The following is a 23,416-nucleotide window of genomic DNA, read 5'->3' on the forward strand; positions in this document are numbered from 1 at the left end:
CTTCGAAACATGCCTGACGGCGGATGCCGGGGCTAAAAATTCGCCCGAACATGACATCAATTTGAAGAGGCTCGTCCAAAACCCTCTCCTCCCGAGGTAACGCAAAGGTCTCCCGAGGGAGAGGCCTTTGCCGCTCTGGGCAAAGGGTGAGGGCTAAGGCTGTTCTGTCCCCCCCTCTTACCTCTCCCTTGACGGGAGAGGTCGGCCCGATTCTTCATCGGGCCGGGTGAGGGTGACCGGGGTTGGGTGCCCCTCGAAGGCGCGTCTACAGTTTGCAAAAACCAGGCCCGCCAGGAGAAATCGAGATGTTCCGTCTCAAATCAATAGTCCTGATGCTTCTCGTCTCCCTGTCCCTGCTCGCCGTGGCGTGCGACAGCCCGTCGCCCTCCCCCACGGCCACATCGGCCCCTGCCGCACAACCGACCGCGACTGTTGCCGCCGCCACCGCTACGGCCGTGGTGCCGACCGCCGTGCCCACGCCCTCCCTGTTTCCGTACAGGGTGACCGACAGCGACGGCAAGGAAGTAGTCTTCGACAAAGCGCCGGAGCGCATCGTCTCGATAGACTCCGCGCCTGTGGAGATACTCTTCGCCATCGGCGAGGGTGACCGCATCGTCGGCACGCACGATTTCATTACCTACCCGCCGGAAACGGCAGACATCGCGAAGGTCGGCTCCGCATTCGGCCTCAACGTGGAGCAGATCGTCGCGCTGAAGCCGGACCTCGTCTTCATCTTCTCCCAGGGAAACAAGGAAGCCCTTGAGAAGGCCGGGCTGAAGGTGCTTTACCTCAAGAGCCTGAACGACGACTTCCGCGCCATCCCTGACAGCATCCGCATGTGGGGCCGCATTACCGGCAGCGTGGACGCTTCCGAGACGGTCGCCGCCGACTTCGAGTCCCGGCTCAAGGCAATCGAAGCCGGCATGTCCACGCGCGGGGACGGCCCGCGCGCTTTCCAGGATGAGGGCGACCTCTGGACGCCCGGGCCGGACACGCTGACCGGGGCAGTCTTCAGGCTGCTCAAGCTTCAGAATATCGCCTACGACGTTTCCGGGTACTATCAGATGAGCCCGGAGACGATCGTCTCCCGCAACCCGCAGGTCATCGTCGCCTCCTACGGCGACACCATCAGCAAGCGGCCGGGAATGGAAAAAGTGGACGCAGTCGTTAACAGCCGGATATACATTCCTGATGACGACTCCCTCAGCGTCCCAGGCACCCGGTACATCAGTGGAGTGGAAAAGCTCGCAAAGTGGGTCTACCCGGACCTGGCCCTGGCGGGGAAATAACCCAGCTACCGATTCATCGGGGCGCGTCTTTGGGGCCATGGTCCCTGTCTCGGTAGGGGCGGGTCTGAGACCCGCCCTGGTTGGACACCCGTCACCGAGCCTTTGCCGGTCAACCTGACATTCGATCACGAGGCGCTCTTGGTCCGCGCACCATTGACGAAAAACCTCAAACTCTTCTCGAAGGCCCTCCCGCTGGGCCGGACGGCCCGCGCGTCGAATCTGCGGGGCTTCCCTTGGGGCCGGGTGGCCTTCGGCGCTCTCCTGCTCCTGGTTTCCGCCATTGTCGCAGGCGGGGTGGGCTCCGTCGCCATCCCGCCGCTGGACACCGTCCGCATCATCGCCTCGCGCCTGCCGTTCGTCGAGATATCGCAGACGTGGGCGGATACCTCCGGAACGATCCTGTGGAATCTCCGCCTGCCGCGCGTCGTGCTGGCGGGCCTTACCGGCGCGGCGCTGGCCGTCTCCGGCGCGACGTACCAGGGCCTCTTCCGCAACCCGCTCGCGGACCCCTACCTCATAGGCGTCGCGTCCGGCGCGGGCCTGGCCGCCACCATCGTCCTGCTTGCAGGCGTGCCCGTGCTCATCCTCGGCTTCAGCGTGCTGCCCGTGGCCGCGTTCCTCGGCGCTGTGACCGCCGTGACGCTCGCCTACCTGATATCTCGCAACGCCGACGGGATGCACCTGACGACACTCATCCTGGCAGGCGTTGCCATAACATCGCTGACCACCGGGATCACGACGCTGATTATGCTGCGGAGCGCCCCAGACCTCCGCCCGGTCTTCAGTTGGCTCCTGGGGGGCTTCAACTCCGCTCAGTGGACGCACAGCGCGATGCTTCTCCCGTACCTGCTGCTCGGGACGGGCGCGATCATGGCGTACGCGCGAATCATGAACCTGATGCAGCTGAGCGAGGAGCACGCGAAGCAGATGGGGGTGAATGTGCAGCGCGCGAAGCTGGTGCTGCTCGCCGCCGCGACCCTCGCGACGTCCGCGGCCGTCTCCTTCAGTGGCCTCATCGGCTTCGTGGGCCTCATCGCGCCGCACGCCGTGCGCCTAGTGTGGGGGACGGACTACCGGTACCTGGTGCCGATGTCGGCGCTGATAGGCGCGTCGTTCATGATCGTAGCCGACCTGGCCGCGCGGACAGTCGCAAGTCCGGCCGAGCTGCCGGTCGGGGTCGTCACCGCCTTCTGCGGCGCGCCGTTCTTCCTGTACCTGCTGAAGGCGAGGAAGGCCAACTAATGCTCTCTATTCGAGACGTACATTTCTCATACCGCGGCAAGGCCATCCTCACCGGGCTCAGCCTGGACGTGCAGGACGGCGAGCACGTCGGGCTGGTCGGCCCTAACGGCGCGGGGAAGTCCACGCTTATCAAGATCATAAGCGGGGTCCTCCGCCCTGCCTCGGGAAGCGTCCACATCAACGGCGCGGACATCACAGCCATGAGGCCGCACGAGCGCGCCAGGCTGGTCGCGGTGGTCCCGCAGGAGACGCACCTGCCTGCAGGGATGACGGTGCTGGACCTCGTGCTGCTGGGGCGCAACCCGCACATGAAGCTGCTGCAATGGGAGGGGCCGGACGACAGGGCCGTGGCGATCCGGGCGATGGAGCTTACGAACATCGACCAGATGGCGGACAGGTACCTCAGCACCCTGTCCGGCGGGGAGCGACAGAGGGCGGTCGTCGCCATGGCGCTGGCGCAGGAGTCGCCTGTGCTGCTCATGGACGAGCCCACATCAAGCCTGGACCTGGCGCACCAGGCGAAGGTGCTGGACATGGTGGCGGAGCTACATCAGAAGCGGCGCGGCGCGGTGCTTATCGCGATGCACGACCTGACCCTCGCGGCGCAGTACTGCCACCGCCTGGTCATGCTATCGGAGGGACGAACGTACGCGCAGGGCCAGCCATCGGAAGTTCTGACCGTGGAAAATATCTCGAAGGTGTACGGGGCATCAGTCTTCGTTCTCCCCCACCCGACCGGCGGCACACCGGTGGTGGTGGGGAGAAGGGAATAGTGAATTTAGAATAGTGAATAGTGAATTGAACATCCGGGAGTTGCTTCGGCTGATAATTCACTATTCACTATTCTAAATTCACTATTCCCTAAATCGGCAGCAATCCGTACCGCTCGGGGTTGAGGCGATTGAACTGCTCGCCGTAGCCGGCGCCGCCAGCGAAGCCGTTGAGGTAGCCGATGCCGCCGTCAACGCGCTCGCGGAAGAGCTTCATCGTCTTTGACCGGTCCTGGCCCTTTCGGGTCTGCGTCGTGGCGAACTCGTCCAGCGCGTTCATCTTCCTGTCGATCACGTCCGTGATGTCGATCGTGATCTCGGGCGCCTTTCGGGTGGTGCCCATAAGCTGGTCGCTGCGGAAGTCCTGGTAGTAGAACATGAAGACGTTCTTGACGGCGTGCGGCGCGAGCGGCGAGGGGGAGCCGTCCGCGCGGCCGGAGTCCATGTGGTCGTGCCGGCCGAACTCGGTCGGGTGCGGGCACAGCACCGTGTCCGGCTTGAACTCGCGCATCATCTTGATGACGACCTTGTACTCTTCCATCGTGAAGAACATGGGGTTCTCGGGGAAGTCCAGCATTGTCCACTTCTGGACGCCAAGGATCTTGCAGGCGCGGTCAAGCTCCGCCTTCTTCATGTCCTTGACCTTTTGCAGGTCCTTGAGCTTGTCGTCACCCATCTCGGGGAATACGTTGAAGGCGTGGGTCACCGCGCCGGTGGTGAGGCTGACGAAGAACACCTCGTCGCCGCGGTTGATGTGTTTGACGACCGTCCCGCCGGCCCTCTCGACGAGGTCCGCCGGGTGCGCCGTGATGACCATGATCTTGTTCGGCATGTGAATCTCCTCTCACTTGCGGCTTGGCTGCCTTTACGCTGCCCGCGATTTTATAAGCCCCGGCGCACCCGCGCAAGTGAGAGGGGCCAGCGCAGGCGTTCAGTCAATCTACGCATATCGCGTAAGCTACAGGTAACTATCTATGACCGCTCGCACGATAATGGTCCAGGGGACCGCGTCCAATGTAGGCAAAAGCCTGTTGGTTACCGCGCTGTGCCGCATCTTCAAGCAGGACGGCTACCGCGTTGCGCCGTTCAAGGCCCAAAACATGTCGCTGAACTCCTACGTCACCGCCGACGGGGCGGAGATAGGCCGCGCCCAGGTGGTCCAGGCGGAGGCAGCGGGCGTCCTGCCCACCGCGGAGATGAACCCGATACTCCTCAAGCCGGAGGTGGACTCCCGCTCACAGCTCATCGTCCTCGGCAGGCCGGTCGGCAAGCTGGAATCCCGCAACTTCAACCAACGCAAGGACACCCTTTGGGACGCCGTCACACAGTCACTGGACAGCCTCCGGGCCCAGTACGACATCGTCGTCATCGAGGGCGCGGGCAGCCCGGCGGAGATCAACCTGCGTCGCGGCGATATCGTGAACATGGAGGTAGCGCTCTATGCCCGCTCCCCCGTCCTTCTGGCCGGGGACATCGATAAGGGAGGCGTCTTCGCATCGCTGCTAGGCACTCTCATGCTTCTTGCGCCGAAGGAGCGCGAGCTCGTCTGCGGCGCGGTCATCAACAAGTTCAGGGGCGACGTCTCCATCCTGCAACCTGGCTTGCGACAGTTTGAGGCGTTAGCCGGCGTGCCCGTGCTCGGTGTCGTCCCTTACTTCCGCGATATCTACATCCACGAGGAGGACTCGCCGTCCGCCAGGAACACTGCGCCGCGTCCCGGCGCTGCCGTCGACGTGGCGGTCATCGCACTTCCCCACATCGCCAATTTCGACGAATTCGACCCGCTAGCCCGCGAGGAGTGCGTAAGTTTGCGCTACGTCCGCTCAGCCGGGGATCTGGGCTCGCCGGACCTGATCATTATTCCCGGCACCAAGACGACCATCCCGGACCCGCTTCATTTGCGAACAACAGGGATAGCCTCTGCAATCCTCGCCCGCGCCCGCGAGGGCATGCCGGTCATTGGCATTTGCGGCGGCTTCCAGATGCTGGGCCGGTCGGTGCATGACCCCGGCGGAGTCGAGTCCGCAAGTGAGTCTGCAGATGGCCTGGGCCTTCTGCCCGTAACCACCCGCTTCGTCGGCGAGAAGCAGACCCACCAGGTCACCGGATCCGTTTCCCGCGCCACCGGTCTGCTCGCCGGCCTTGAGGGAGTCCCTTTTGAGGGCTATGAAATCCACATGGGCATCACATCGGCCACGGAGGCTGGGTCCCTGCGGATCACAAGGCTGACTGGCGGAGCTACGTACGTGGACGGCGCAGTCTGTACGGACGGCCTGGTTATCGGTACCTACGTGCACGGCCTCTTTCAGAACACCGCCCTGAGGCGCGGGATAATTCGTAATGTTGCGGCATTCCGAGGCAAGACGGTCAGCTTCTCGAAGGACTTTTTTCGCAGTCCGGCGAGTACGACAAGCTGGCCTCCGCGGTGCGCGGCAGCCTGGACATTCAGGCCGTGCGTTCTGCGATGGACGTTTAACAGCGGGGGGGCCGCGACGGTATCCGTCGCGCCCTCAACCGATACTGCCCGGCAGGCGTACGTCCCCATACCGGACTTGCAAGTAAGCCGAAATTCCTTTACAGTCTTTGCGCCATTGCATAACATCGTCTCTGCATGGCCCTTGGGCCGATACGTATGTATAATCTCTTATTGGACACAGCGGTTTGTACGGAGCTACCAACGTGGCGGACCACTCCTTTCCGATTTTCGCGATTATCGCATCCCTGTCGATCGGGTACCTGCTGGGGGCCGTTCCAATTGCGGCGATCATCAGCAGGTGGCACGGCGTGAACATCTTTGCGGTGGGCACCGGTCTCCCCGGCGCTTCCAACGTTCTCAGGTCAGTCGGCAAGGTGCCGGCATTTCTGGTCCTGATAGGAGACATGGGCAAGGGGGCGGGCGCGATCATGGCTGGAGACGCGCTCGGGGTATCCGGACCCTGGCTCGTGGTCCCGGCCAGCGCCGCTGTACTGGGGCACTGGAGGTCCGTATTCACGGGCTTCAAGGGCGGAGATGGCCTGGCTACGCTGGGCGGGGCTATTGTGGCCATGTTCCCCGCTTTCGGCATGATAAGCGTCGCGGTAGCTATGCTCGTCGCCCTGGGCGGCCAGCTTATGCCCTATTCGTCGCTCATGAGCATCGTCGCCGGCTATGCGACACTCCTGGGACTAAACATCGCCTACGACGGCGAGACGACCCTCGCAGTCGGGGTCGGCGGACTCGCTTCCCTTGTCCTCGCCCATGCCATCGTCGGCCACCGGCGGCGGCGCACCGCCGGCTGGGAAGATCTCGAGATGGACGATGGCGCACGCGCCGCCGGGCACACGGGCACGCAGTGACTGAGCGGAACGCCATGCGGCGCCTGCTACGAAGTCGCGGGACAACGCACGGCGATGCAAAGCACCCCTGATGCCAATCAAGCACCCTCACATCCCGGAAGAGCAACGGGCCGAGCAAGCAGAGGGCCTTAACCCCGACAAGAAGGCCTTTCACGAGCTCGACTCCGGAACATTCCGCATCGCAAGGTCCACTGCACGGATAGAAGGCGCAGCCGGAAGGGCAGCGGCGCGGGTCTACCGCAGCCTGTTCGGCAAGCCGCTGGCCACCGCCCAGGAGTCCCAGGAGCGCCTCTCCACGGCGAAGGCCCTCCCAATCCTGGCTTCCGACAACATCTCCTCTTCCGCCTACGCCACCGAAGAGATCATGCGCGTTCTGGCCCTGGGAGGGGCGGCCGCGCTGACGCTCGCCATGCCCGTTTCCCTTGCGCTAATCACTGTTGTGGCGATCGTCGTGATCTCGTACACGCAGATTATCCGCGCCTACCCGCAAGGCGGCGGAAGCTATAACGCGAGCAGGGAGAACCTCGGCGACCTTCCAGGCCTGATTGCCGCCGCGAGCCTGCTTGTGGACTACGTCCTGACAGTCGCCGTATCTATCTCCGCAGGCGTGGCGGCGCTCACCTCCCTTATGCCGACCCTTTATGACTTGCGCGTCCCCATCGCCCTGCTCGTTATAGCTGTGCTTGTGGTGGGCAACTTGAGAGGCATTCGAGAGACGGGCAAGCTTTTCTCGGCGCCGACATACGTCTACCTGGTCATTATTTTCGGGCTAATCATTTACGGTATCTTCAGGTACCAGACAGGGAGGCTTCCCGAGTACACCCCGCCCGTTGACTGGCTGCCTGCGGCGGCATCCCCGCTTGCGTTCCTGCTCCTGGTCAGGGCGTTCTCCTCCGGCGCGGTGGCCCTCACAGGTGTCGAGGCGGTCTCGAACGGCATGAAGATACTCCAGCCGCCGGAGCAGCGTAACGCCAAGACGACGCTCATTCTCATGGCGGTGCTCTTCGGAACGATCTTCATCGGCATCGGGTACCTGTCCAGCCACATCGGCCTCATACCGGACCCACACGAGCGGGAGACGCTCTTGAGCCAGCTTGCAAGGCACATTACGGGCGAAGGGCTGTACTACGACCTGGTGCAGATATCGACCGCGCTGCTCTTGCTGCTCGCGGCGAACACGGCATTTGTGGGGTTCCCGCGCATGGGCATGGTGCTGGCGGCCGACCGGTTCATGCCGAACCAGTTCGCATTCAGGGGACGCAGGCTTGCTCCTGCGACAGGCATCGTTGCACTGGGCACGCTCGCCGCGATTCTCATAATCATCTACGGCGGCAGCGTGACCTCGCTGATCCCGCTGTACACTGTCGGCGTTTTCCTGGCATTCACGCTGGCGCAGGCAGGGATGATTTTTTACTGGCGGCGTCACAGGGAGCGCGGCTGGCGCGTAGCAATGATCCTGAACGGCTTCGGCGCGTTCGTTACCGGGCTGGTGGCGATAGAGGTAATAGTCACCAAGTTCACGCATGGCGCGTGGATGGTGATGGTTCTGATACCCGTGCTCGTTGTGATAATGAAGCTGGTATATCACCACTACAAGCAGCTAGGGAACCAGCTGAGGCTGGACCTGGGCATGCCTCACCGGCAGTACACATCGCCCAGAGTAGCAGTCGTGCCTATCGCCGACCTCAATCAGGCGGTAACCGGCGCGCTGGCCTTTGCCCGTAGCCTATCGACAGATGTTCGAGCCATCCACGTGGCCGACGACCTGGTGAAGGCATCGAAGCTACGGGAGAGGTGGGATGAGCAGGTGCTGGACGTGCCGCTTCTGATAATAGAGTCGCCGTACCGCGACTGGACGGGGCCGCTCCGCCAGTACGTCCAGGCGCTTAGCAGGCAAGACCACGACGCACCTGTCGCCGTTGTGATCCCGGAGTTCGTGCCCATGCGGTGGTGGGAGCACCTGCTCCACAGCCAGAGCGGGCTCAGGCTAAAGATGAACCTCTTCACCGTGGAGAACGTCGTCGTCATCGACATCCCTTACCACGTCAAAACGACGCTCTTCGGCGGCCCACGCCACTAGCCCAGCGCAATGCACGTGGTGGTGCGCACTACCCCTTCCATGGTGTGGACGACATCGTTGACGATGTTGCTCACGCCGTCCACAGAATCCGCTTCCAGGACCGCGATGATGTCGAACTGGCCCGTAACCCGCGAGACCTCAGGCACCCCTTGCCTTCCCTTCAATGCCGCCACGATTGCCCGTGAATGGCCGGGAGAGACCTCTATAAGCACGTAAGCTCGAATCATGGCGCCTCCTGTGAAGTCTGATTGGCGGTCAAGACCGCATCAGCCTGGCAACAGCAGCCACAGTGACACGGCTAGCATAGTCCGTCGCGCGTCATTAGACAATCCTGTAAGATAACTACCTACTACCGCTCGGAGGACCCTGAATGACCGTGATGAAAGGCAAGCATGCCCTCATGGAGATGCTGCGCGCTGAGGGCGTGGAATACATTTTTGGCAACCCGGGCACCAGCGAAAACCCCTTCATGGAGGCGCTGGAGTCCTATCCGGACCTGAAGTACATGCTCGTCACGCAGGAGGGTGTCGCCATCGGCATGGCCGACGGTTACGCCCGGGCCTCGGGCAAGACCGGCTTCCTGAACCTTCACATAGAAACGGGCCTTGCGAACGGCATCAGCCTGATGCACAACGCCATGGAGGGCGGCACCTCAATGGTAGTCACCTCCTGCAACAAGGACATCAGGGAGCTGGCGCACGGCCGGACCGACCTGAAGGAGATGGTCAAGCTTTTCACCAAGTGGGCGGCCGAGGTTACACACCCCGAGCAAATGCCGTACATGGTGCGAAAGGCTTTCAACGAGGCTAAGACTGCGCCGCTGGGGCCAACCTACCTCTCATTCTCCGCAAACGCGCTGGACCATGAGGGAGAGATGGACTTAGCGCCGTCCGCGAAGTTCTTCCCGCGCATCGCACCGGACAGCCGCGCGGTGGAGGAGGCAGCGAGACTCCTGGCGCACGCGCAGAACCCGGCGATCGTTTTCAGCGACCGCGTCGCGCAGTCCGGCGCAGTAATGGAACTGACGCGGCTGGCGGAGCTGACCGGCGCGCGGGTGTATTCCGCCATCAACTCCGAGGTCAACATCGCCGCGAGCCACCCGCAGTACATGGGCGGGATACGCCTGGGCTACGGCGACGGCGCGAAGGTGCTCGGGAAGGCGGACGTGGTGCTGTACGTGGGCCGGATGATGAGCGGCTACTACATGTACTCCGAGCCCACACTGAGGTACTTCGACCCGCAGGCCAAGTTCATCCACATGGACGTGGACTCCCGGGACGTGGGCAGCATCCAGCCGACGGATGTGGGCATGGTGTGTGACGTCAAAGTGGGGCTGGTGCACCTTGCAGACAGGCTGGAGTCCGGCATGTCAGGCGCAGCGCGGGAGGCAGCGATTGGCCGCGCAACCACAATCGGGGCGGAGAAGGCCAAGCGCCGCGACGCATGGCAGGCCCGGACGAAGGCAAAGTGGAACAACAATCCCATGCCGGCCGAGCGGATGATGGCGGAAATCAAGAAGGCGTTGCCGAAGGACGCGGTGATCGCGGACGACGGCGTCACCTCACGGGACGCGCTCTACAACACGATTTCCTTTGACGAGCCCGGCAGCATCTATTCAGCACGCGGCGGCTCTCTCGGATGGGGCATCGGCGGGACGATGGGCGTGAAGCTGGCGCTGCCGGACAGGCCTGTCGTGGGCATCCTGGGCGACGGCAGCGCCATGATGACCGTGCAGGGCCTCTGGACCGCGGCGGTGTACAACATCCCGGCCGTGTACTGCATTTGCAATAACGGCGCGTACCGCGTCCTGAAGCTGAATATGAACGCGTACAAGACCGGCGTGCTAAAGGAACAAGAACCGAAGAGCAAGTACATCGGCATGGACTTCCCTATCCCGTTCGACTTCGTCGGCATGGCCGAGTCCATGGGCGTGAGCGCGAAGCGGATAACTGACCCGGCCGATCTCGCCCCCGCGCTGGACCGTGCGATCGCCTCCGGCAAGCCCGCCCTGCTGGACGTTGTCATCGACGGCTCCGTCTAGCCGGGCCACCACTCCACGGCCATTCGAGGTGATAGCCAAAAACTGAGCCGGTCCGCGCTCCAATACACTTACACTGCATGAACACGCCTCGGAGGCATTCCAATGGCGACCATCACCGCCCGCAACAGGCCAGCGATAAACTGGGGCAAGACCGTCGTCAAACTGGTCATCATCGTGATCATCGGCGGCGTTCTGATTTCGCTGACAAACGACATCCACGCCGGCCATTTCCTGGGCTACTTTGAGCCGCACCGTTCCAGACTGGTCACCGGCGAGGTGGCCCTTATAGGAGTCATTCTCGTAGAGATCGTCGCGAAGGCGGTGCTACGGCACTACGAGCGGCAGAATGCGCGACAGCTCGGCGTCATCATGCGCGCCGTGATCAGGACCATTTCCTACATCGTCCTGGGCGTCGTCATCCTTTCAATCCTCGCGTCCAACCCGGCGATGGCCGTGAGCGTCGGCAGCCTGATGGGCCTTGTCGTCGGCTTCTCCACGCAGAACATCATCTCCAACGTGATTGCCGGGATGTTCCTGGCAATCGGACGACCGTTCAAGATCGACGATGAGATAACGGTGATGGGTAATACCGGCCGAGTATCTGACTTCCAGGTGCTTCACACGATGCTCGAGACGGCGGACAGGATAGTGCTCATCCCCAATTCGACAATGCTCTCCCAGGTCATCCTGCGCAACCCAAAGGCAGGCCCCAGGGAGTTCGACCTCCACTAGCCCTGTGGCGTGATCCGAACGCATATGCTATAGTCCGGGTGTATGCGGCACATCCTCCACGCAGACATGGACGCCTTCTACGCCTCGGTGGAGCAGCTGGACAACCCGAAGCTGCGGGGCAAGCCCGTGGTCGTCGGCGGCAGCCCGGAGGGCCGGGGGGTTGTGGCTGCCGCGTCCTACGAGGCCCGCAAATTCGGCGTGCGGTCCGCCATGCCCATGCACACGGCGCTGCAGAAGTGCCCGCAGGCGGTCCGTGTAACCCCTCGATTCGACCGATACCTCGAAATCTCCCGCCACGTTATGCAGATGTTTCGCGACATCACGCCGATCGTGGAGCCGCTGTCGCTGGACGAGGCCTACCTGGACGTCACAGACGCGGTCGCCGCCGGGACGCCGCCGGAGTCAATCGCCACGTCACTACGGGCACGAGTCCGGACCGACACCGGCCTCACCATCTCCGTCGGCGTGGCGACGAGCAAGTCTGTTGCGAAGATCGCGTCCGACCTCAACAAGCCCGACGGGCTGACTGTGGTGCGTCCGGGGTCGGAACGGCAGTTCCTGGCGCCTCTCGACGTCGGCAAGCTGTGGGGAATTGGGCCAAAGACGGAGGAACGGCTTGCTGCGGAAGGCGTGCGAACGATAGGCGAGCTGGCGGCGAAGCCGGACGCGTGGTTCGCGAAGCGCTTCGGGAGCAACGGCGCGTTCTTCAAGTCGCTGGCGCAGGGCCGCGACGACCGCGCGGTGGTCACGCACCGCGAGCGCAAGCAGGTGAGCGCGGAGACGACGCTCTCAAGGGACACGGGCGACCCCGAGGCGCTGGTGGAGCTGGTGGACCGGCTGAGCCAGCGCGTGGCCCGGCAGCTCGGCAACAAGGGCGCGGCGGGACGCACGGTGAAGATCAAGCTGCGCCTCTCAGACTTCACCACTTTCACGCGGCAGGAGACGCTCGCAGAGCCGAGCGCTGAGGCAGGCATTATCGCCGCAGCTGCGGAGGGGCTGCTGCGCGCGGAGCTGAGGCCGGGCCGCAAGTTCAGGCTAGTAGGTGTGGGCGTTTCGGGCTTCGACCACGAGGATGAGGAGGACGCGCAGGAGCCGGTACAGCTAAGGTTCGCCGGGTGGTGAGGAAATCCAAAATCGTGACTTTGATATGAACGACCCAGACGTTCTCCTGACTCAATACGGCCCTCTCGGATTCGGGGTCAGGGTGACCGCTGCGCAATGGAATATAATTGTAACCATCAAGCATCGAAGTATGGCGAACGCTCTTGAGCAAGTTCGGTTAACGCTAGCCACTCCCGATGAGATCCGTCGTAGTAGCAGCGATCCCACGGTCGTCCTGTTCTATAAGGCAGCGTCTGTACACAGATGGACGTGCGCCGTCGTAAAGACTTTGAATGGAGACGGCTTTCTGATTACCGCCTACTCCACGGAAGCCATAAAGGAAGGAGTCGTTATATGGAAGAGATAAAGGTTTACCATGACCGCACCGGCAACACCCTGACCATCTGGTTTGGCAATCCTGAGGATGAGTATGTGGCGGAGGAGACTGGCGAAGAAATTGTGCTGATGAAAGACAAGGCCGGCCGGGTAATAGGTCTTGAGAAATTGAACTACAAAGTCTCAGAATCGGACGACGTGAAGTTTTCCTTCCAATCGATCGCCGTCTAGCGCCCCGCACGCCGGCACCCCCCCCAAGGGAACATGGCAAGTAACCCCGACGACGATTCAAGAGGCGTCCGGCCGAGCTTCGTACGGCCCACGGCTATCACGGACCAAGGACATGCCCACCTCAGGCGCCCGTCCAGCTATTGCTTTCGACCTTCGGCTCGTTTCGCTGGCATACCTGCTCAACTCGTCGAAATGGACTGCCCAGTTCCGGCCTATCTTTTTGCCCTGGAGCAGCCCCCTGTGGATCTGGTGCCTCAGTGTCCCGGCGCTCAGCCCGGAAATCTCCGCGGCGCGGGCAAGAGGAATGTACGGGTCAGGCTGCTCGATTGACGACGCGTCCAATTCGTACTTCTTCCCGGCGTTGAGGAACTCAATCGCAAGCACCTTCCCGTGCTCGTCATAGTCCACGAAGACACCGGGGGCGATGTCGCGAGTGGTAGCGGCGTCACGTTGTTCAAGCTGAATGAGCAGAACGTCCGCAGCCTTATCGTAAGTAATGTTCATTCGCACGCCCGTCTGATGACCGTGATAACCGAAGTCACGCCGTATAGCTCGTATTCGAGAGAGTCATAAACTACGGTCAGTGGCTTGCCGTCTATTTCTGCGTAGGCCTCGGACGTCCCCGCTTCACAGCCGTCAACGTGCCTGCCGTAAGTTAGTACATCAGCAATGTCCGAAAGCGTCACGCCCCGAAGTGCAGCCCGCTGTCGCGCGTGATCGGTCAGCTTGATTTTGCCAAGCGTCATATGTATCGCCTTATTATGGCCGATATCGGCCATAGAATCAACCGGGCTCTACCCCACCTTCCTCCCAACCCGCGCCCCGACGAACGATGGGTAGCCTTGCGTGAATTCCCGCGCCGTTGCGGGCTTTTTGCCCTCAATCTGCAGGCGCCTGACGACAAGTACGCCCGCGCCTGCGGCTATAACAAGCTCGCCTCCGTGAATCTGCGCTACAGTACCCGGCGGCGCTGCGGCAGCCGGACCGGCGGCCTCCGCCTCCAGGACCTTGATGAGCTTGCCGTCCCAGTGCGTGTACGAGCCCGGCCACGGCTGGTAGGCGCGCACCTGGCGGGCGATCCGGTCGGCGTCCTGGCCCCAATCGATTTCGCCGTCCTCCTTCGTCAGCAGCCGGGTGACGATCGCCTGTGAGTCGTCCTGCGGCTCGGCGTGGAGGACGCCGGCCTCCCACAGCGCAAGCACCTCCGTCAGCAGCACCGCGCCGAGCCGGAAGAGCCGCTCCGTCAGCTCCGGCGCGGTCTCGTCCGGGCGTATCTCGACCTCGCGCTGCGCGATGATCGGACCGGTGTCCATGCCGGAGTCCAGCTTCATAATGGTCACGCCTGTTCTGCGGTCGCCGTTCAGGAGCGCGGTCGTGATCGGCGAGGGTCCGCGGTACTTCGGAAGCATGGAGGGGTGAATATTCAGAGCGCCGAGGGGGGCCATCTCGAGAGTTGCCCTGGGCAGGAAGAGGCCGTAAGCGGCGACGATGAGCGCCTCGGGGGCCAGCGCGGCCATCTCGTCTTTGACCTCCTGGGGTTTGAGCGACTCCGGCTGGAAAACCGGCAACCCGCAATCGAGCGCTAACTGCTTCACGGGCGAAGGCGCTGTCTTGTTGCCGCGGCCGGACGGCCTGTCCGGCTGTGTGTAGACGCCGACGACGTTGTGGCCGGCGTCCAGCAGCGCCGAGAGCACCGGCGCAGCAAATTCTGGTGTGCCCATGAATACGAGTTTCATGAATAAGACCCTTCGGTTACAATTGCGGCTATGTCAACGCCAACTCTTATTATCGTCTCCGGCCCGCCCGCCGCCGGCAAGACCACAATAGCCAAGAAACTGTCCGGCGATCTGCTATTGCCGCACCTGAGCAAAGATATCATCAAGGAGTCTCTGTTCGATACTTTGGGCCGGAGCGACCGCGATTGGTCGAAGAAGGTCGGATTCGCGAGCATCACGCTCCTCTTCAAGCTGGTGGACATCGAGATGCAGGCCCGGCGGGCGGTCATCCTCGAGGGGAACTTCAAACCGCGAATCGACGGCGAGCGCTTTGAGGAACTGCGGCGGAAATACTCGCCGTCTATCGTTGAGGTGTACTGCTACGCAACCCCGGAAGTCCTGCTGTCCAGGTTCAGAAACCGTGCGACGAGCGCCAACAGACACCCCGGCCATGTCGAGAACGGCAGCACCTCCGGCTTTCAGTTAGATGAGCTAGTCGCGTCCCTGTCCGACGGCACATACAGCCCCATGAACCAAATCAGCGAGGTTATACGCGTCGACACCACTGACTTCGCCGCTATCGACTATGATGGCATTCTGGGCACGGTCAGGTCGGCGCTGGCGGGGAGCCCGGAGCGGAGGGAGTCATGACCATCATCAACCACCGCGATGTCCCCGAGACGCCCTGGCGGCCGCGGTACAGGATGTGGCACATCGCCGGGCCGCAGCAGGGTCTGTCGTCGCGCCTGTCATATTCCGAGGTCGCGCCCGGCGCGGGGGCTCCCCTGCACTTCCACGAGAGCGACGAAATCATTGTCGTGCTCTCAGGTGAGCTCGAGGTCAGGATCGGTGAGCATACCCACCGGGTAGGCGCCGACCATACGATCGCCGTCCCTCCAGGAACGCCGCATGGCTTCACAGTCTCTGGAGAGAGCGATGCGCGGCTGTACACCTTCTTTCCCGTGTCCGACCCTTTCGGCAAGACGACGTTCCTTGAGGGGACCCCGCCTCCTACCGCCTCCCGGTAATCTCCAGCAGCAGGAACGACGGCTCCCCGTCGGGGTAGTGCATCTCCCGCACAAGCCTGAACCTGAACTCCCTCCCAACATTATGCGGTTTGATAGCGAAGAGCTGTCTTCGCGCAGGGTCATAGTACGCCATTTCGCCAATCAGGCAGGTTTCGTCCACGCACACGTCGGGCGCGTAGAAGCGCAGGAACATGTCGGGCGCATTGAACTCCCCGTCCATCACAAGCTGGTCGTACTTGTCGCGATTGTCCAGGAAGAAGCGCACGATCTCTCTGGGTCCGGACTGCCATCCCCAGTACCCGGCGGAAATGGAGCGATACTCTCCATGGTACAGCTTCAGGTACGACTGCACGGAGAGCCCCATGGCTATGGCCGCCACAGCCAGGACGGCCGCTACTGCGGCGTGGCGATATGGCGGGTTGAGCTTCCCGGCAGCGGCGGCGATCAGAAAGAGGCCATAGCCGGAGAGCGCCGACGCCGCCGCTGCGCCGAGGATTGCCCGCGAGCTTATTGGGCTCGCTTCGCTCATCGCCGCCCCCAGCGGGAACACCAGCACCAGCAGCGCAATAACGGCCTTCTCCCTGGTGGGCCTGAACAGAACGCCGAGCGCGCCCACCGCCATCAGGGGAATCTGGGCCCTGTAAAGCACGCCGAAGCCCGGAAGGTAGTGGCGCAGGATATAACCCCCGTCGCCCTGCTCAAAAAGGAAGCTGTATGAGAAGTGCGACACATACTGCTCTGCGAACAGCCGACTGGTCTCCCATGTCCCGAGGCCAAGGTGGAGGATGCCTACCTGCTGCGACCGGTCGCCGTGCCCGGATGCCAGGTGGTACTGGATGGGCAGCGCCATCAGGAAAAGGACGCCCGCCCCCAGCGCCACCGCTCCGCGGGCCGCCCACACCTCCCGGCGGTAAATGACCCCCAGAGCGATAAGCGTGGGCGGCGCCGTCACCCAGGCCGACCGGTAGGTGTAGAGCGAGAGGCCGAAGGCTAGTCCGACGCATAGCCATGGGAGCCACGCAGTCAAGTGTTTCAGGCGGCCCTTCACGTCCTCCTGTGGCGCTAAAGTGGGGCCACTGTTATTCGTCCGGGTCGCCCGCGCGGCACGAACAAAGAGGTACACGCCCAGCAGATAGAGAGGCACGAAGCTGAGCATCTCGCCGAAGCCCGTGCGGCTGAAGTGGATGTGCCACGGAGTAACTGCGAGGAACAGCTCGGCGGCCAGGCCGGCCCAGCGGTTGCGGAACAACTCCGCCACGAGCAGATACAGCATCAGGACCGCAAGGACTCCCCATGCGCCGCCTGCCGCCCTCACGGCAACCTCCGTGAGCCCGAAGACCGCGACAAACGGCACAACGGAGTATACGAAAACGCCCAGCTTGTAGTCCTCGTACGAGCGGAACATGAGCGGCATCATCTCGCCGTACTCGTCCCTGCCGGTGTGCAGGATGAGGTAGGCGTTGTACCCTATAGCGGCCTCATCCGTGAAGAAGCCCGCCGGATTCTCAGTGTTCTTGTAGAAGCGTGTCGTTACGGCGATGAGCAAAACGGCGATGAGAAGCGCCGAGACGACGTACCTCCGCGCGCCGAAGAGGAGCCGCGCCGGTCCGTTTCGACCTCCCTTTTGCTCATATCTTTCCATCGTGATTCGCCGGTCCCTCGGAACGCGATACGCACTTCAAGGCAGGATACAAGGTTATGCCACACCGTTCCGGCGCGCAACGCCATACCGAAAAACCAAGCGGTCTGCGGCTTCGTGGCCTTGCTCCCGGGCATAACGCCCTTCAATTGTCAAGCCTAAAGGGCGAGAGTATAATGTTGAAGTACGAGTGTAATGTTCACCAGGATACGGAGGGGTATTTTTCACGATGGCTACCGTTACGACTACCGAAACAGGGACATGGCGCGTCAAGGCCGGCCTGGCCCAGATGCTCAAGGGCGGCGTGATCATGGACGTGGTTACAGCCGAGCAGGCCAAGATTGCCGAGGACGCCGGCGCGTGCGCCGTGATGGCCCTGGAGCGAGTGCCCTCCGATATCCGCAAGGCCGGCGGCGTCGCCCGCATGTCGGACCCCTCTATGATTGAGGAGATCATCAAGTCGGTCACGATCCCCGTCATGGCCAAGGCCAGGATCGGCCACTTCGTCGAGGCGCAAGTGCTCGAAGCTCTGGGCATCGACTATATCGACGAGTCGGAGGTCCTCACGCCTGCCGACGAGAATAACCACATAAACAAGCACGACTTCAAGGTGCCCTTCGTTTGCGGCTGCCGCAACCTGGGCGAGGCCCTCCGCCGCATCGGAGAGGGCGCGGCGATGATCCGCACGAAGGGCGAGGCCGGCACCGGCAATGTCGTAGAGGCCGTCCGCCACGCCCGCACCGTCCTGGGCGAGATACGTCGCATACAGGGCATGGGCGAGGAAGAGCTGATGGCCGTTGCGCGCGACCTTGCTGCGCCGTATGACCTGGTGCTGGAAGTGCACCGCACAGGCAAGCTGCCGGTAGTCAACTTCGCAGCGGGCGGCATTGCGTCCCCGGCCGATGCAGCACTCATGATGCAGCTCGGTGTCGAGGGCGTATTCGTCGGCTCCGGCATCTTCAAGTCGCAGAACCCTTCCCGCATGGCAGCGGCGATCGTCAAGGCGACGACGCACTTCCGCGACCCGAAGATCATCGCGGAAGTCTCCAAGGGCCTCGGCGCTTCCATGCCCGGCCTGGACGTTCGGACCATGCCTGAGCAGGACAAGCTGGCTCAGAGGGGTTGGTAGGCTTGACGACTATTGGTGTTCTGGCGATCCAGGGCGATTTTCAGGAGCACGCCCAGTCCCTAAAGCGGCTCGGCGTGGACGTCAAAGAGATAAGGCTATCGAAGCAGCTGGATGAGATCGACGGGCTGATCATCCCCGGCGGAGAGAGCACGACTATCGTCCAGCTTATGGACATCTTCGACATGCGACAGCCGGTCCACGAGAAGGTCCAGGGCGGCATGCCCGTATGGGGCACCTGCGCCGGGATGATCGTCATCGCAGACAAGCTGACGGACCGCCGGCCGGAGCCGCTGCACCTCATGGACATTGAGGTCAGCCGGAACGCCTTCGGGCGGCAGGTGGACAGCTTCGAGGAAGATATCACCATCGACGAGGTGGACGGCCCGCCGGTAAAGGCGGTCTTCATCCGCGCGCCGGTTGTGAACAGGGTCGGACCCGGCGTCAAGGTGCTCGGCCGCCTGCCGGACGGAAGGCCGATCGCCGTCCGGGAGGGCCACATGCTTGCGACATCGTTCCACCCGGAGTTGACAGACGACGACCGGATGCACGCTCTGTTCGTGAAGATTGTAGAGAAGTCAAAGGCAAGAACACTCCAGAAAACGTGATACGATCACTCCTTCCCTTAGATGTGGCGCGGTACTCGTTACTGGGTGGGCAAGGCAAGAGCAACAGGGCATTCACCCTGACCAACCTGGTCAAGGAGACGCGTAACGGAGTTTCGTTCGTTGACACTATCCGCCTCTCCGTGGCCCTTAGAAACAAGGGCCTCTGCGCCTTCTCCGATGTCAAGCACGGCCGGGTCACGGGCATCGCTGCCGCCCGGCCACGCTCCGGCAACCGCACCTGGGAGGTCACCCACCTCCTTCTCAGTCCTCACCACGACCCCAGCGCATCCGACCTGATCAGGCACATTGCCGAAGACGTTGCCCAGCACGGCGGGGAGCGCGTTTTTTTGCGCCTGCGCGGCGATGACGCCGCCGTGAGCGAGCTGGCGCGGTGCGGCCTGAACATCTCCTGTCGCGAGCTACTCTTCAAGGGCAGACGCAAGCTCGGCTTCTCCCGGCGCAAGGTAGTAATGAGGAAGCGCAAGACCGGCGACTCCTACAAGCTGTTCCGCCTCTACAACACGGCTACACCGTTCGAGACACGCTCAGCCCTTGGGCTGACTTTTGAGCAGTGGCGCTCTTCCCGCGAGAGGGTGAAGGGGCGCATCGCCGAGTGCGTTTACGAGAAGGACGACGTCATCCGGGGGTGGGTCAAGACCATCCAGCGGATGGGTTACGGCCAGATACAGATGATGGTGCACCCTGAAGACGAGGTGGACCTGCTGGGGCCGATCCTGGAGTTCGCTCTCTCGAAGCTTCCCAGCTCCTCCAACGTGTACGTACTGGTGCCTGAGTACCAGGTGCTGCTAGCCAGCCTGTTGCGGAGGAAGGCATACGACGAGGAGGAGGACTTCGTCTCCATGGTGCGCTCCATGGCGGTGCACGTGAAGGAAGAGAAGGGCCTGAAGGCGGTGAATGTGGCGCGCATAGGCCCCGTTGTGGATGGGTTGGAGCGCTACGAGCCCAGGCCGGTCGTTGCGGCAATAACTGACGAGGCGCTGCAAAACAGGTAAAATTGAAGTATGAAGGGGCGAAAACAGGTCGGATGCCCCCGGACGTACGGGGCGAACCTGCAAGGGAGGACGTTAAACTAAATAGATGCAGCAAGCCATAGACACCGGCCTTGAAGTTATCATCGAAAAGCTGCCTCCCCATATCGCAAGGGCGCTGCTTAACCAGGCGGAGAAACGGGACCTCAAAGAACTTCTCGAAGTCATTCTGGACCTTGGCCGCGAGCCGGAGGCCAGGTTCCTGAAAGAGAGCGTGGTGCTCTCCCGGCAAGAGGTGACCGAAGAGGAGATCCAGTATGTAGTCCAGCGCATCAGCCCATTCGGCGGCGACAACCGCGCAGGCATCGAGCGCACCCTCCACCGCATTTCGGCCATCCGCAACCGCAACCAGAAGGTCGTAGGCCTCACCATCCGCGTAGGCCGCGCCATCTTCGGCACGATCAAGATCATCGAAGACCTGGTCCTCACCGGGCAGAGCATCCTCCTCCTGGGCCGCCCGGGCGTGGGCAAGACGACGATACTCCGCGAGGTGGCGCGCGTGCTCTCAGACGATGCGAAGAAGCGCGTGGTCATCGTGGATACCTCCAATGAGATAGCGGGCGACGGCGACATCCCGCACCCCGGCATAGGCCGGGCGCGGCGCATGCAGGTGCCCTCCCCCGCGGCGCAGCACGGCGTGATGATCGAGGCCGTTGAGAACCACATGCCGGAGGTAATCGTCATCGATGAGATCGGCACCGAGCTCGAGGCCGGCGCGGCCAGGACAATCGCCGAGCGCGGCGTCCAGCTCGTCGCCACCGCCCACGGCAACACCCTCGAAAACCTCGTCCAGAACCCTACCCTGTCCGACCTGGTCGGCGGCGTGCAGTCGGTCACGCTGGGCGACGTTGAGGCGCGCCGCAGGCGCACGCAGAAGACGGTGCTGGAGCGCAAGGCGCCGCCCACGTTCGACATTCTCGTGGAGATCCAGGGCTGGAACCAGGTCGCAATCCACCCGGACGTTGCTGATACCGTGGACAGGCTGCTGCGCGGCTACCCGGTGACGATGGAGATGCGGACGGTCGACGCCGAGGGCCGCATGCACCGCACCCACGTGGCAAGGGACGCCACGCTGGTGACGTTCAACGGCGGCGGCGGCAGGCGCAACGCGCCACGCGACGGGCAGTCGATGCCGCGGTCGTTCGACAGGCACGAGGAGCGCGTCACCTCGCGGGGCCCGTTCAGGTCCGCTATGGCCGAGAGCGAGCAGCCCGAGACCGAAGAGGACGAGGCCGAGTGGGTCGAAGACGAGAACGAAACGTTTGAGACCGAAGACCTCTCGGCGCGCCACTCCGGCAAGGTAGTCAAGATACTGCCCTACGGCGTGAACAAGGGCAAGCTGCAGCAGTCTATCAAGGCGATGAACGCGCCAATTGAGCTGGTGGGCGATATGAAGAGCGCGGACCTGCTGCTGACAACGAAGAACTTCTACCGCCGCAGGACGCAGGCGCTTCAGGAGGCGGAGAACGGCGGCAAGCCGGTCTATGTGCTCCGGAAGAACACGACGCCGCAGATTCACCAGTTCTTCCGCGCGATAACGCGCAACAGCGGCGCGCACAACGACGGCGAGCGCGGGGACGTGGACACCGCCATTCGAGAGGCCGAGGACGCCATAGACCGTATGGAGCGCAGCCGCGACCACAAGGCGGAGCTGACGCCCCAGGCCTCGTACATCCGCCGGCTGCAGCACCAGCTTGCAGAGGAGCACGGTATGGTTTCAACCAGCGCCGGCCGGGAGTCCAACAGGCACGTGGTGATTTATAAGAAGTAGTCAGAAGTTGGAAGTTGGAAGTTGGTGAAGAAACAGCCCTTGGCGGGATTCGTCAAGGGCTGTTTCTTTTGTGACAATCTGTGTAACCTGTGATATCTCTAGACAACATCTTCGGAGGGCTGTCTTGTCACTGTTCATCACTTTAGAAGGCGGAGAGGGCTCCGGCAAGAGCACGCAGGCTGAGCTGCTCCACCGCCGGCTCAAGGAGGCGGGCTACGCCTCAATCGTCGTGCGCGAGCCCGGCACCACCGCCCTCGGCCAGTACCTGCGCGAGTGGTTGATAACTGAGCGCCGCAAGAAGGAGGACACGATCTCCCCGCGCGCCGAGCTGTTCATGTTCGAGACCGCCCGCGCGGAGTTCGTCGCAAAGGTCCTGAAGCCAAACCTGGCGGTCGAGAATATGATCGTTATCTCCGACAGGTACATCGACTCCACCACGGCCTACCAGGGGCACGGCCGCCGCCTGCCGCTGGCAGACATCGCCACGCTAAACCGGATTGCGACGGACGGGCTGACGCCGGCTATCACCTTCCTGATGGACGTTCCGCCCGAGGAGGGGCTGAGGAGGGTGGGATCGGCGCAGATGGGACTTGAGATCGATCCGTCGAAGAAGGCGGAGAAGGGCCGCCTGGACGAGGCAGGGTCCCGGCGCTTCGAAAAGGAGTCCCTGGAGTTCCACAAGCGCGTCTACCAGGGCTACAGGAACCTGGCGAAAGACAACCCGGACCGCGTGAGGGTAATTGACGCCACGCGGACGCGGGAGGAGATCGGCGAGGAGATATGGCAAGCGCTGCAGCCGAAGCTGGGCCCGGAGCTGAGATCGGGCGGCGGTGAGATGCCGCTCTGGGCGAACAGCGGCGAGCAGGAAAAGCGCAGGTAACGAAGCCGGGGTGAGAGATGGCTCTTCCTCCTCTCCCCGAGGGAGAGGCCCTTGCGGCTTTGCGCAAAGGGTGAGGGCCAAGGCTGTTGGTTCGATGAATTTGCCCCAGGGCCGGACACCGCCCCGGGGCAGGCACGGGGACCTGCCCGTACGTTCGGAAGGGGACGGAAGCCGTGGAAGAACGGCCGTTAGCCCTCACCCTTCGGGCCAGAGCGCCCGAAGGCCTCTCCCTCGGGAGACCTTTGCATAACCCGAGGTAGAGGCGATAATCATACCTGTGCGAGGAAGATATAGCAAAATGGAGTGAGCCATGCACCGCAATATGGGAAACCCGTCCATGATCGAAGCGTTCCTTCCCGAGCAGGTTGGGCGTAACGAGCGATTGGAGAGGATAGCCCAAGTTGTGGACTGGGAAAAGATGGGAAAGCTGGTGTCAGATATC

Annotated in this window: 24 protein-coding genes and 1 pseudogene; 19 read left to right on the top strand and 6 right to left on the bottom strand. The window is 62.7% G+C overall.

The annotated features are described in order from the left end of the window. Positions 1 to 305: 305 nt before the first annotated feature. The 3 genes from FJ319_10155 to FJ319_10165 all read left to right on the top strand — a co-directional run bounded on the left by FJ319_10155 (position 306) and on the right by FJ319_10165 (position 3,304). Positions 306 to 1,289 (top strand): hypothetical protein, encoded by a 984-nt coding sequence (locus FJ319_10155; GenBank protein MBM3934645.1) that lies wholly within the window; start codon positions 306 to 308, stop codon positions 1,287 to 1,289. Between the two features lie 243 nt (positions 1,290 to 1,532). Further along, a complete protein-coding gene (locus FJ319_10160; protein ID MBM3934646.1) occupies positions 1,533 to 2,531 on the top strand; it encodes an iron ABC transporter permease in 999 nt (332 codons plus the stop codon). Beyond that, positions 2,531 to 3,304 carry an ABC transporter ATP-binding protein gene (locus FJ319_10165; GenBank protein ID MBM3934647.1) on the top strand — a complete coding sequence of 258 codons (774 nt, stop codon included), beginning with the start codon at positions 2,531 to 2,533 and terminating at the stop codon, positions 3,302 to 3,304. The genes FJ319_10160 and FJ319_10165 overlap by 1 nt, the downstream gene beginning before the upstream one ends. A gap of 88 nt (positions 3,305 to 3,392) precedes the next feature. Here FJ319_10165 and FJ319_10170 read toward each other — a convergent pair whose 3' ends face one another. Continuing rightward, on the bottom strand, positions 3,393 to 4,133 hold the full coding sequence (locus FJ319_10170) for a hypothetical protein (protein MBM3934648.1): 741 nt from the start codon (positions 4,131 to 4,133) through the stop codon (positions 3,393 to 3,395). Positions 4,134 to 4,275: 142 nt separating this feature from the next. On the opposite strand from FJ319_10170, the pseudogene FJ319_10175 reads away from it, so the two are divergent. The 3 genes and pseudogenes from FJ319_10175 (at position 4,276) to FJ319_10185 (ending at position 8,717) form a co-directional block, all read left to right on the top strand. Beyond that, positions 4,276 to 5,777, top strand: a pseudogene (locus FJ319_10175) (cobyric acid synthase). Positions 5,778 to 5,947: 170 nt separating this feature from the next. Beyond that, positions 5,948 to 6,637 (top strand): glycerol-3-phosphate acyltransferase, encoded by a 690-nt coding sequence (locus FJ319_10180; GenBank protein ID MBM3934649.1) that lies wholly within the window; start codon positions 5,948 to 5,950, stop codon positions 6,635 to 6,637. 70 nt (positions 6,638 to 6,707) lie between these two features. After that, positions 6,708 to 8,717 carry an APC family permease gene (locus FJ319_10185; protein ID MBM3934650.1) on the top strand — a complete coding sequence of 670 codons (2,010 nt, stop codon included), beginning with the start codon at positions 6,708 to 6,710 and terminating at the stop codon, positions 8,715 to 8,717. On the opposite strand, the gene FJ319_10190 is transcribed toward FJ319_10185, so the two are convergent. Further along, positions 8,714 to 8,944, bottom strand: a complete 231-nt coding sequence (locus FJ319_10190; protein ID MBM3934651.1) for an Lrp/AsnC family transcriptional regulator — start codon at positions 8,942 to 8,944, stop codon at positions 8,714 to 8,716. The genes FJ319_10185 and FJ319_10190 overlap by 4 nt on opposite strands. Positions 8,945 to 9,087: 143 nt before the next feature. Here FJ319_10190 and FJ319_10195 point away from each other — a divergent pair, with 143 nt between their 5' ends. The 5 genes from FJ319_10195 to FJ319_10215 all read left to right on the top strand — a co-directional run bounded on the left by FJ319_10195 (position 9,088) and on the right by FJ319_10215 (position 13,158). Beyond that, positions 9,088 to 10,758, top strand: a complete 1,671-nt coding sequence (locus FJ319_10195; protein MBM3934652.1) for a thiamine pyrophosphate-binding protein — start codon at positions 9,088 to 9,090, stop codon at positions 10,756 to 10,758. 102 nt (positions 10,759 to 10,860) lie between these two features. Continuing rightward, positions 10,861 to 11,490, top strand: coding sequence for a mechanosensitive ion channel family protein (locus tag FJ319_10200; GenBank protein MBM3934653.1), 630 nt, complete (start codon positions 10,861 to 10,863; stop codon positions 11,488 to 11,490). 42 nt (positions 11,491 to 11,532) lie between these two features. Beyond that, positions 11,533 to 12,612: a DNA polymerase IV gene (locus FJ319_10205; GenBank protein MBM3934654.1), complete on the top strand. Its 1,080-nt coding sequence runs from the start codon at positions 11,533 to 11,535 to the stop codon at positions 12,610 to 12,612. Positions 12,613 to 12,637: 25 nt separating this feature from the next. After that, on the top strand, positions 12,638 to 12,958 hold the full coding sequence (locus tag FJ319_10210; protein ID MBM3934655.1) for a DUF4258 domain-containing protein: 321 nt from the start codon (positions 12,638 to 12,640) through the stop codon (positions 12,956 to 12,958). Next, positions 12,946 to 13,158 (top strand): DUF2283 domain-containing protein, encoded by a 213-nt coding sequence (locus FJ319_10215; protein MBM3934656.1) that lies wholly within the window; start codon positions 12,946 to 12,948, stop codon positions 13,156 to 13,158. Before FJ319_10210 ends, FJ319_10215 begins: the two co-directional genes overlap by 13 nt. Before the next feature lie 57 nt (positions 13,159 to 13,215). Here FJ319_10215 and FJ319_10220 read toward each other — a convergent pair whose 3' ends face one another. Genes FJ319_10220 through FJ319_10230 form a run of 3 tightly spaced genes read right to left on the bottom strand, consistent with a single transcriptional unit; the run spans position 13,216 to position 14,894 of the window. Next, positions 13,216 to 13,662 (bottom strand): DUF2283 domain-containing protein, encoded by a 447-nt coding sequence (locus tag FJ319_10220; GenBank protein MBM3934657.1) that lies wholly within the window; start codon positions 13,660 to 13,662, stop codon positions 13,216 to 13,218. Next, complete coding sequence (locus FJ319_10225) at positions 13,659 to 13,937, bottom strand: DUF4258 domain-containing protein (protein ID MBM3934658.1); 279 nt, start codon at positions 13,935 to 13,937, stop codon at positions 13,659 to 13,661. Before FJ319_10225 ends, FJ319_10220 begins: the two co-directional genes overlap by 4 nt. Before the next feature lie 15 nt (positions 13,938 to 13,952). Further along, positions 13,953 to 14,894 carry a methionyl-tRNA formyltransferase gene (locus tag FJ319_10230; GenBank protein MBM3934659.1) on the bottom strand — a complete coding sequence of 314 codons (942 nt, stop codon included), beginning with the start codon at positions 14,892 to 14,894 and terminating at the stop codon, positions 13,953 to 13,955. A gap of 30 nt (positions 14,895 to 14,924) precedes the next feature. Here FJ319_10230 and FJ319_10235 point away from each other — a divergent pair, with 30 nt between their 5' ends. Both FJ319_10235 and FJ319_10240 read left to right on the top strand, forming a co-directional pair. Then, complete coding sequence (locus tag FJ319_10235) at positions 14,925 to 15,524, top strand: ATP-binding protein (GenBank protein MBM3934660.1); 600 nt, start codon at positions 14,925 to 14,927, stop codon at positions 15,522 to 15,524. Beyond that, positions 15,521 to 15,901, top strand: a complete 381-nt coding sequence (locus FJ319_10240) for a cupin domain-containing protein (protein ID MBM3934661.1) — start codon at positions 15,521 to 15,523, stop codon at positions 15,899 to 15,901. Before FJ319_10235 ends, FJ319_10240 begins: the two co-directional genes overlap by 4 nt. Here the strand turns inward: FJ319_10240 and FJ319_10245 are convergent. Further along, positions 15,885 to 17,543 carry a glycosyltransferase family 39 protein gene (locus tag FJ319_10245; protein MBM3934662.1) on the bottom strand — a complete coding sequence of 553 codons (1,659 nt, stop codon included), beginning with the start codon at positions 17,541 to 17,543 and terminating at the stop codon, positions 15,885 to 15,887. The genes FJ319_10240 and FJ319_10245 overlap by 17 nt on opposite strands. A gap of 226 nt (positions 17,544 to 17,769) precedes the next feature. On the opposite strand from FJ319_10245, the gene pdxS reads away from it, so the two are divergent. From pdxS to FJ319_10275, 6 genes are all read left to right on the top strand, one after another. Beyond that, positions 17,770 to 18,669, top strand: a complete 900-nt coding sequence (gene pdxS, locus FJ319_10250) for a pyridoxal 5'-phosphate synthase lyase subunit PdxS (GenBank protein ID MBM3934663.1) — start codon at positions 17,770 to 17,772, stop codon at positions 18,667 to 18,669. Positions 18,670 to 18,671: 2 nt separating this feature from the next. Then, positions 18,672 to 19,274: a pyridoxal 5'-phosphate synthase glutaminase subunit PdxT gene (gene pdxT / locus FJ319_10255; GenBank protein MBM3934664.1), complete on the top strand. Its 603-nt coding sequence runs from the start codon at positions 18,672 to 18,674 to the stop codon at positions 19,272 to 19,274. Next, complete coding sequence (locus FJ319_10260; GenBank protein MBM3934665.1) at positions 19,271 to 20,287, top strand: hypothetical protein; 1,017 nt, start codon at positions 19,271 to 19,273, stop codon at positions 20,285 to 20,287. Before pdxT ends, FJ319_10260 begins: the two co-directional genes overlap by 4 nt. 85 nt (positions 20,288 to 20,372) lie before the next feature. Continuing rightward, positions 20,373 to 22,094: an AAA family ATPase gene (locus FJ319_10265; protein MBM3934666.1), complete on the top strand. Its 1,722-nt coding sequence runs from the start codon at positions 20,373 to 20,375 to the stop codon at positions 22,092 to 22,094. A gap of 130 nt (positions 22,095 to 22,224) precedes the next feature. Then, positions 22,225 to 22,974, top strand: a complete 750-nt coding sequence (gene tmk, locus FJ319_10270) for a dTMP kinase (GenBank protein ID MBM3934667.1) — start codon at positions 22,225 to 22,227, stop codon at positions 22,972 to 22,974. Between the two features lie 310 nt (positions 22,975 to 23,284). Beyond that, on the top strand, positions 23,285 to 23,416 hold a 132-nt coding region (locus tag FJ319_10275; protein ID MBM3934668.1), incomplete at its 3' end, for an IS5/IS1182 family transposase.

This window comes from SAR202 cluster bacterium (genome assembly GCA_016872355.1).
Lineage (GTDB): Bacteria > Chloroflexota > Dehalococcoidia > Lucifugimonadales > VGZY01 > VGZY01.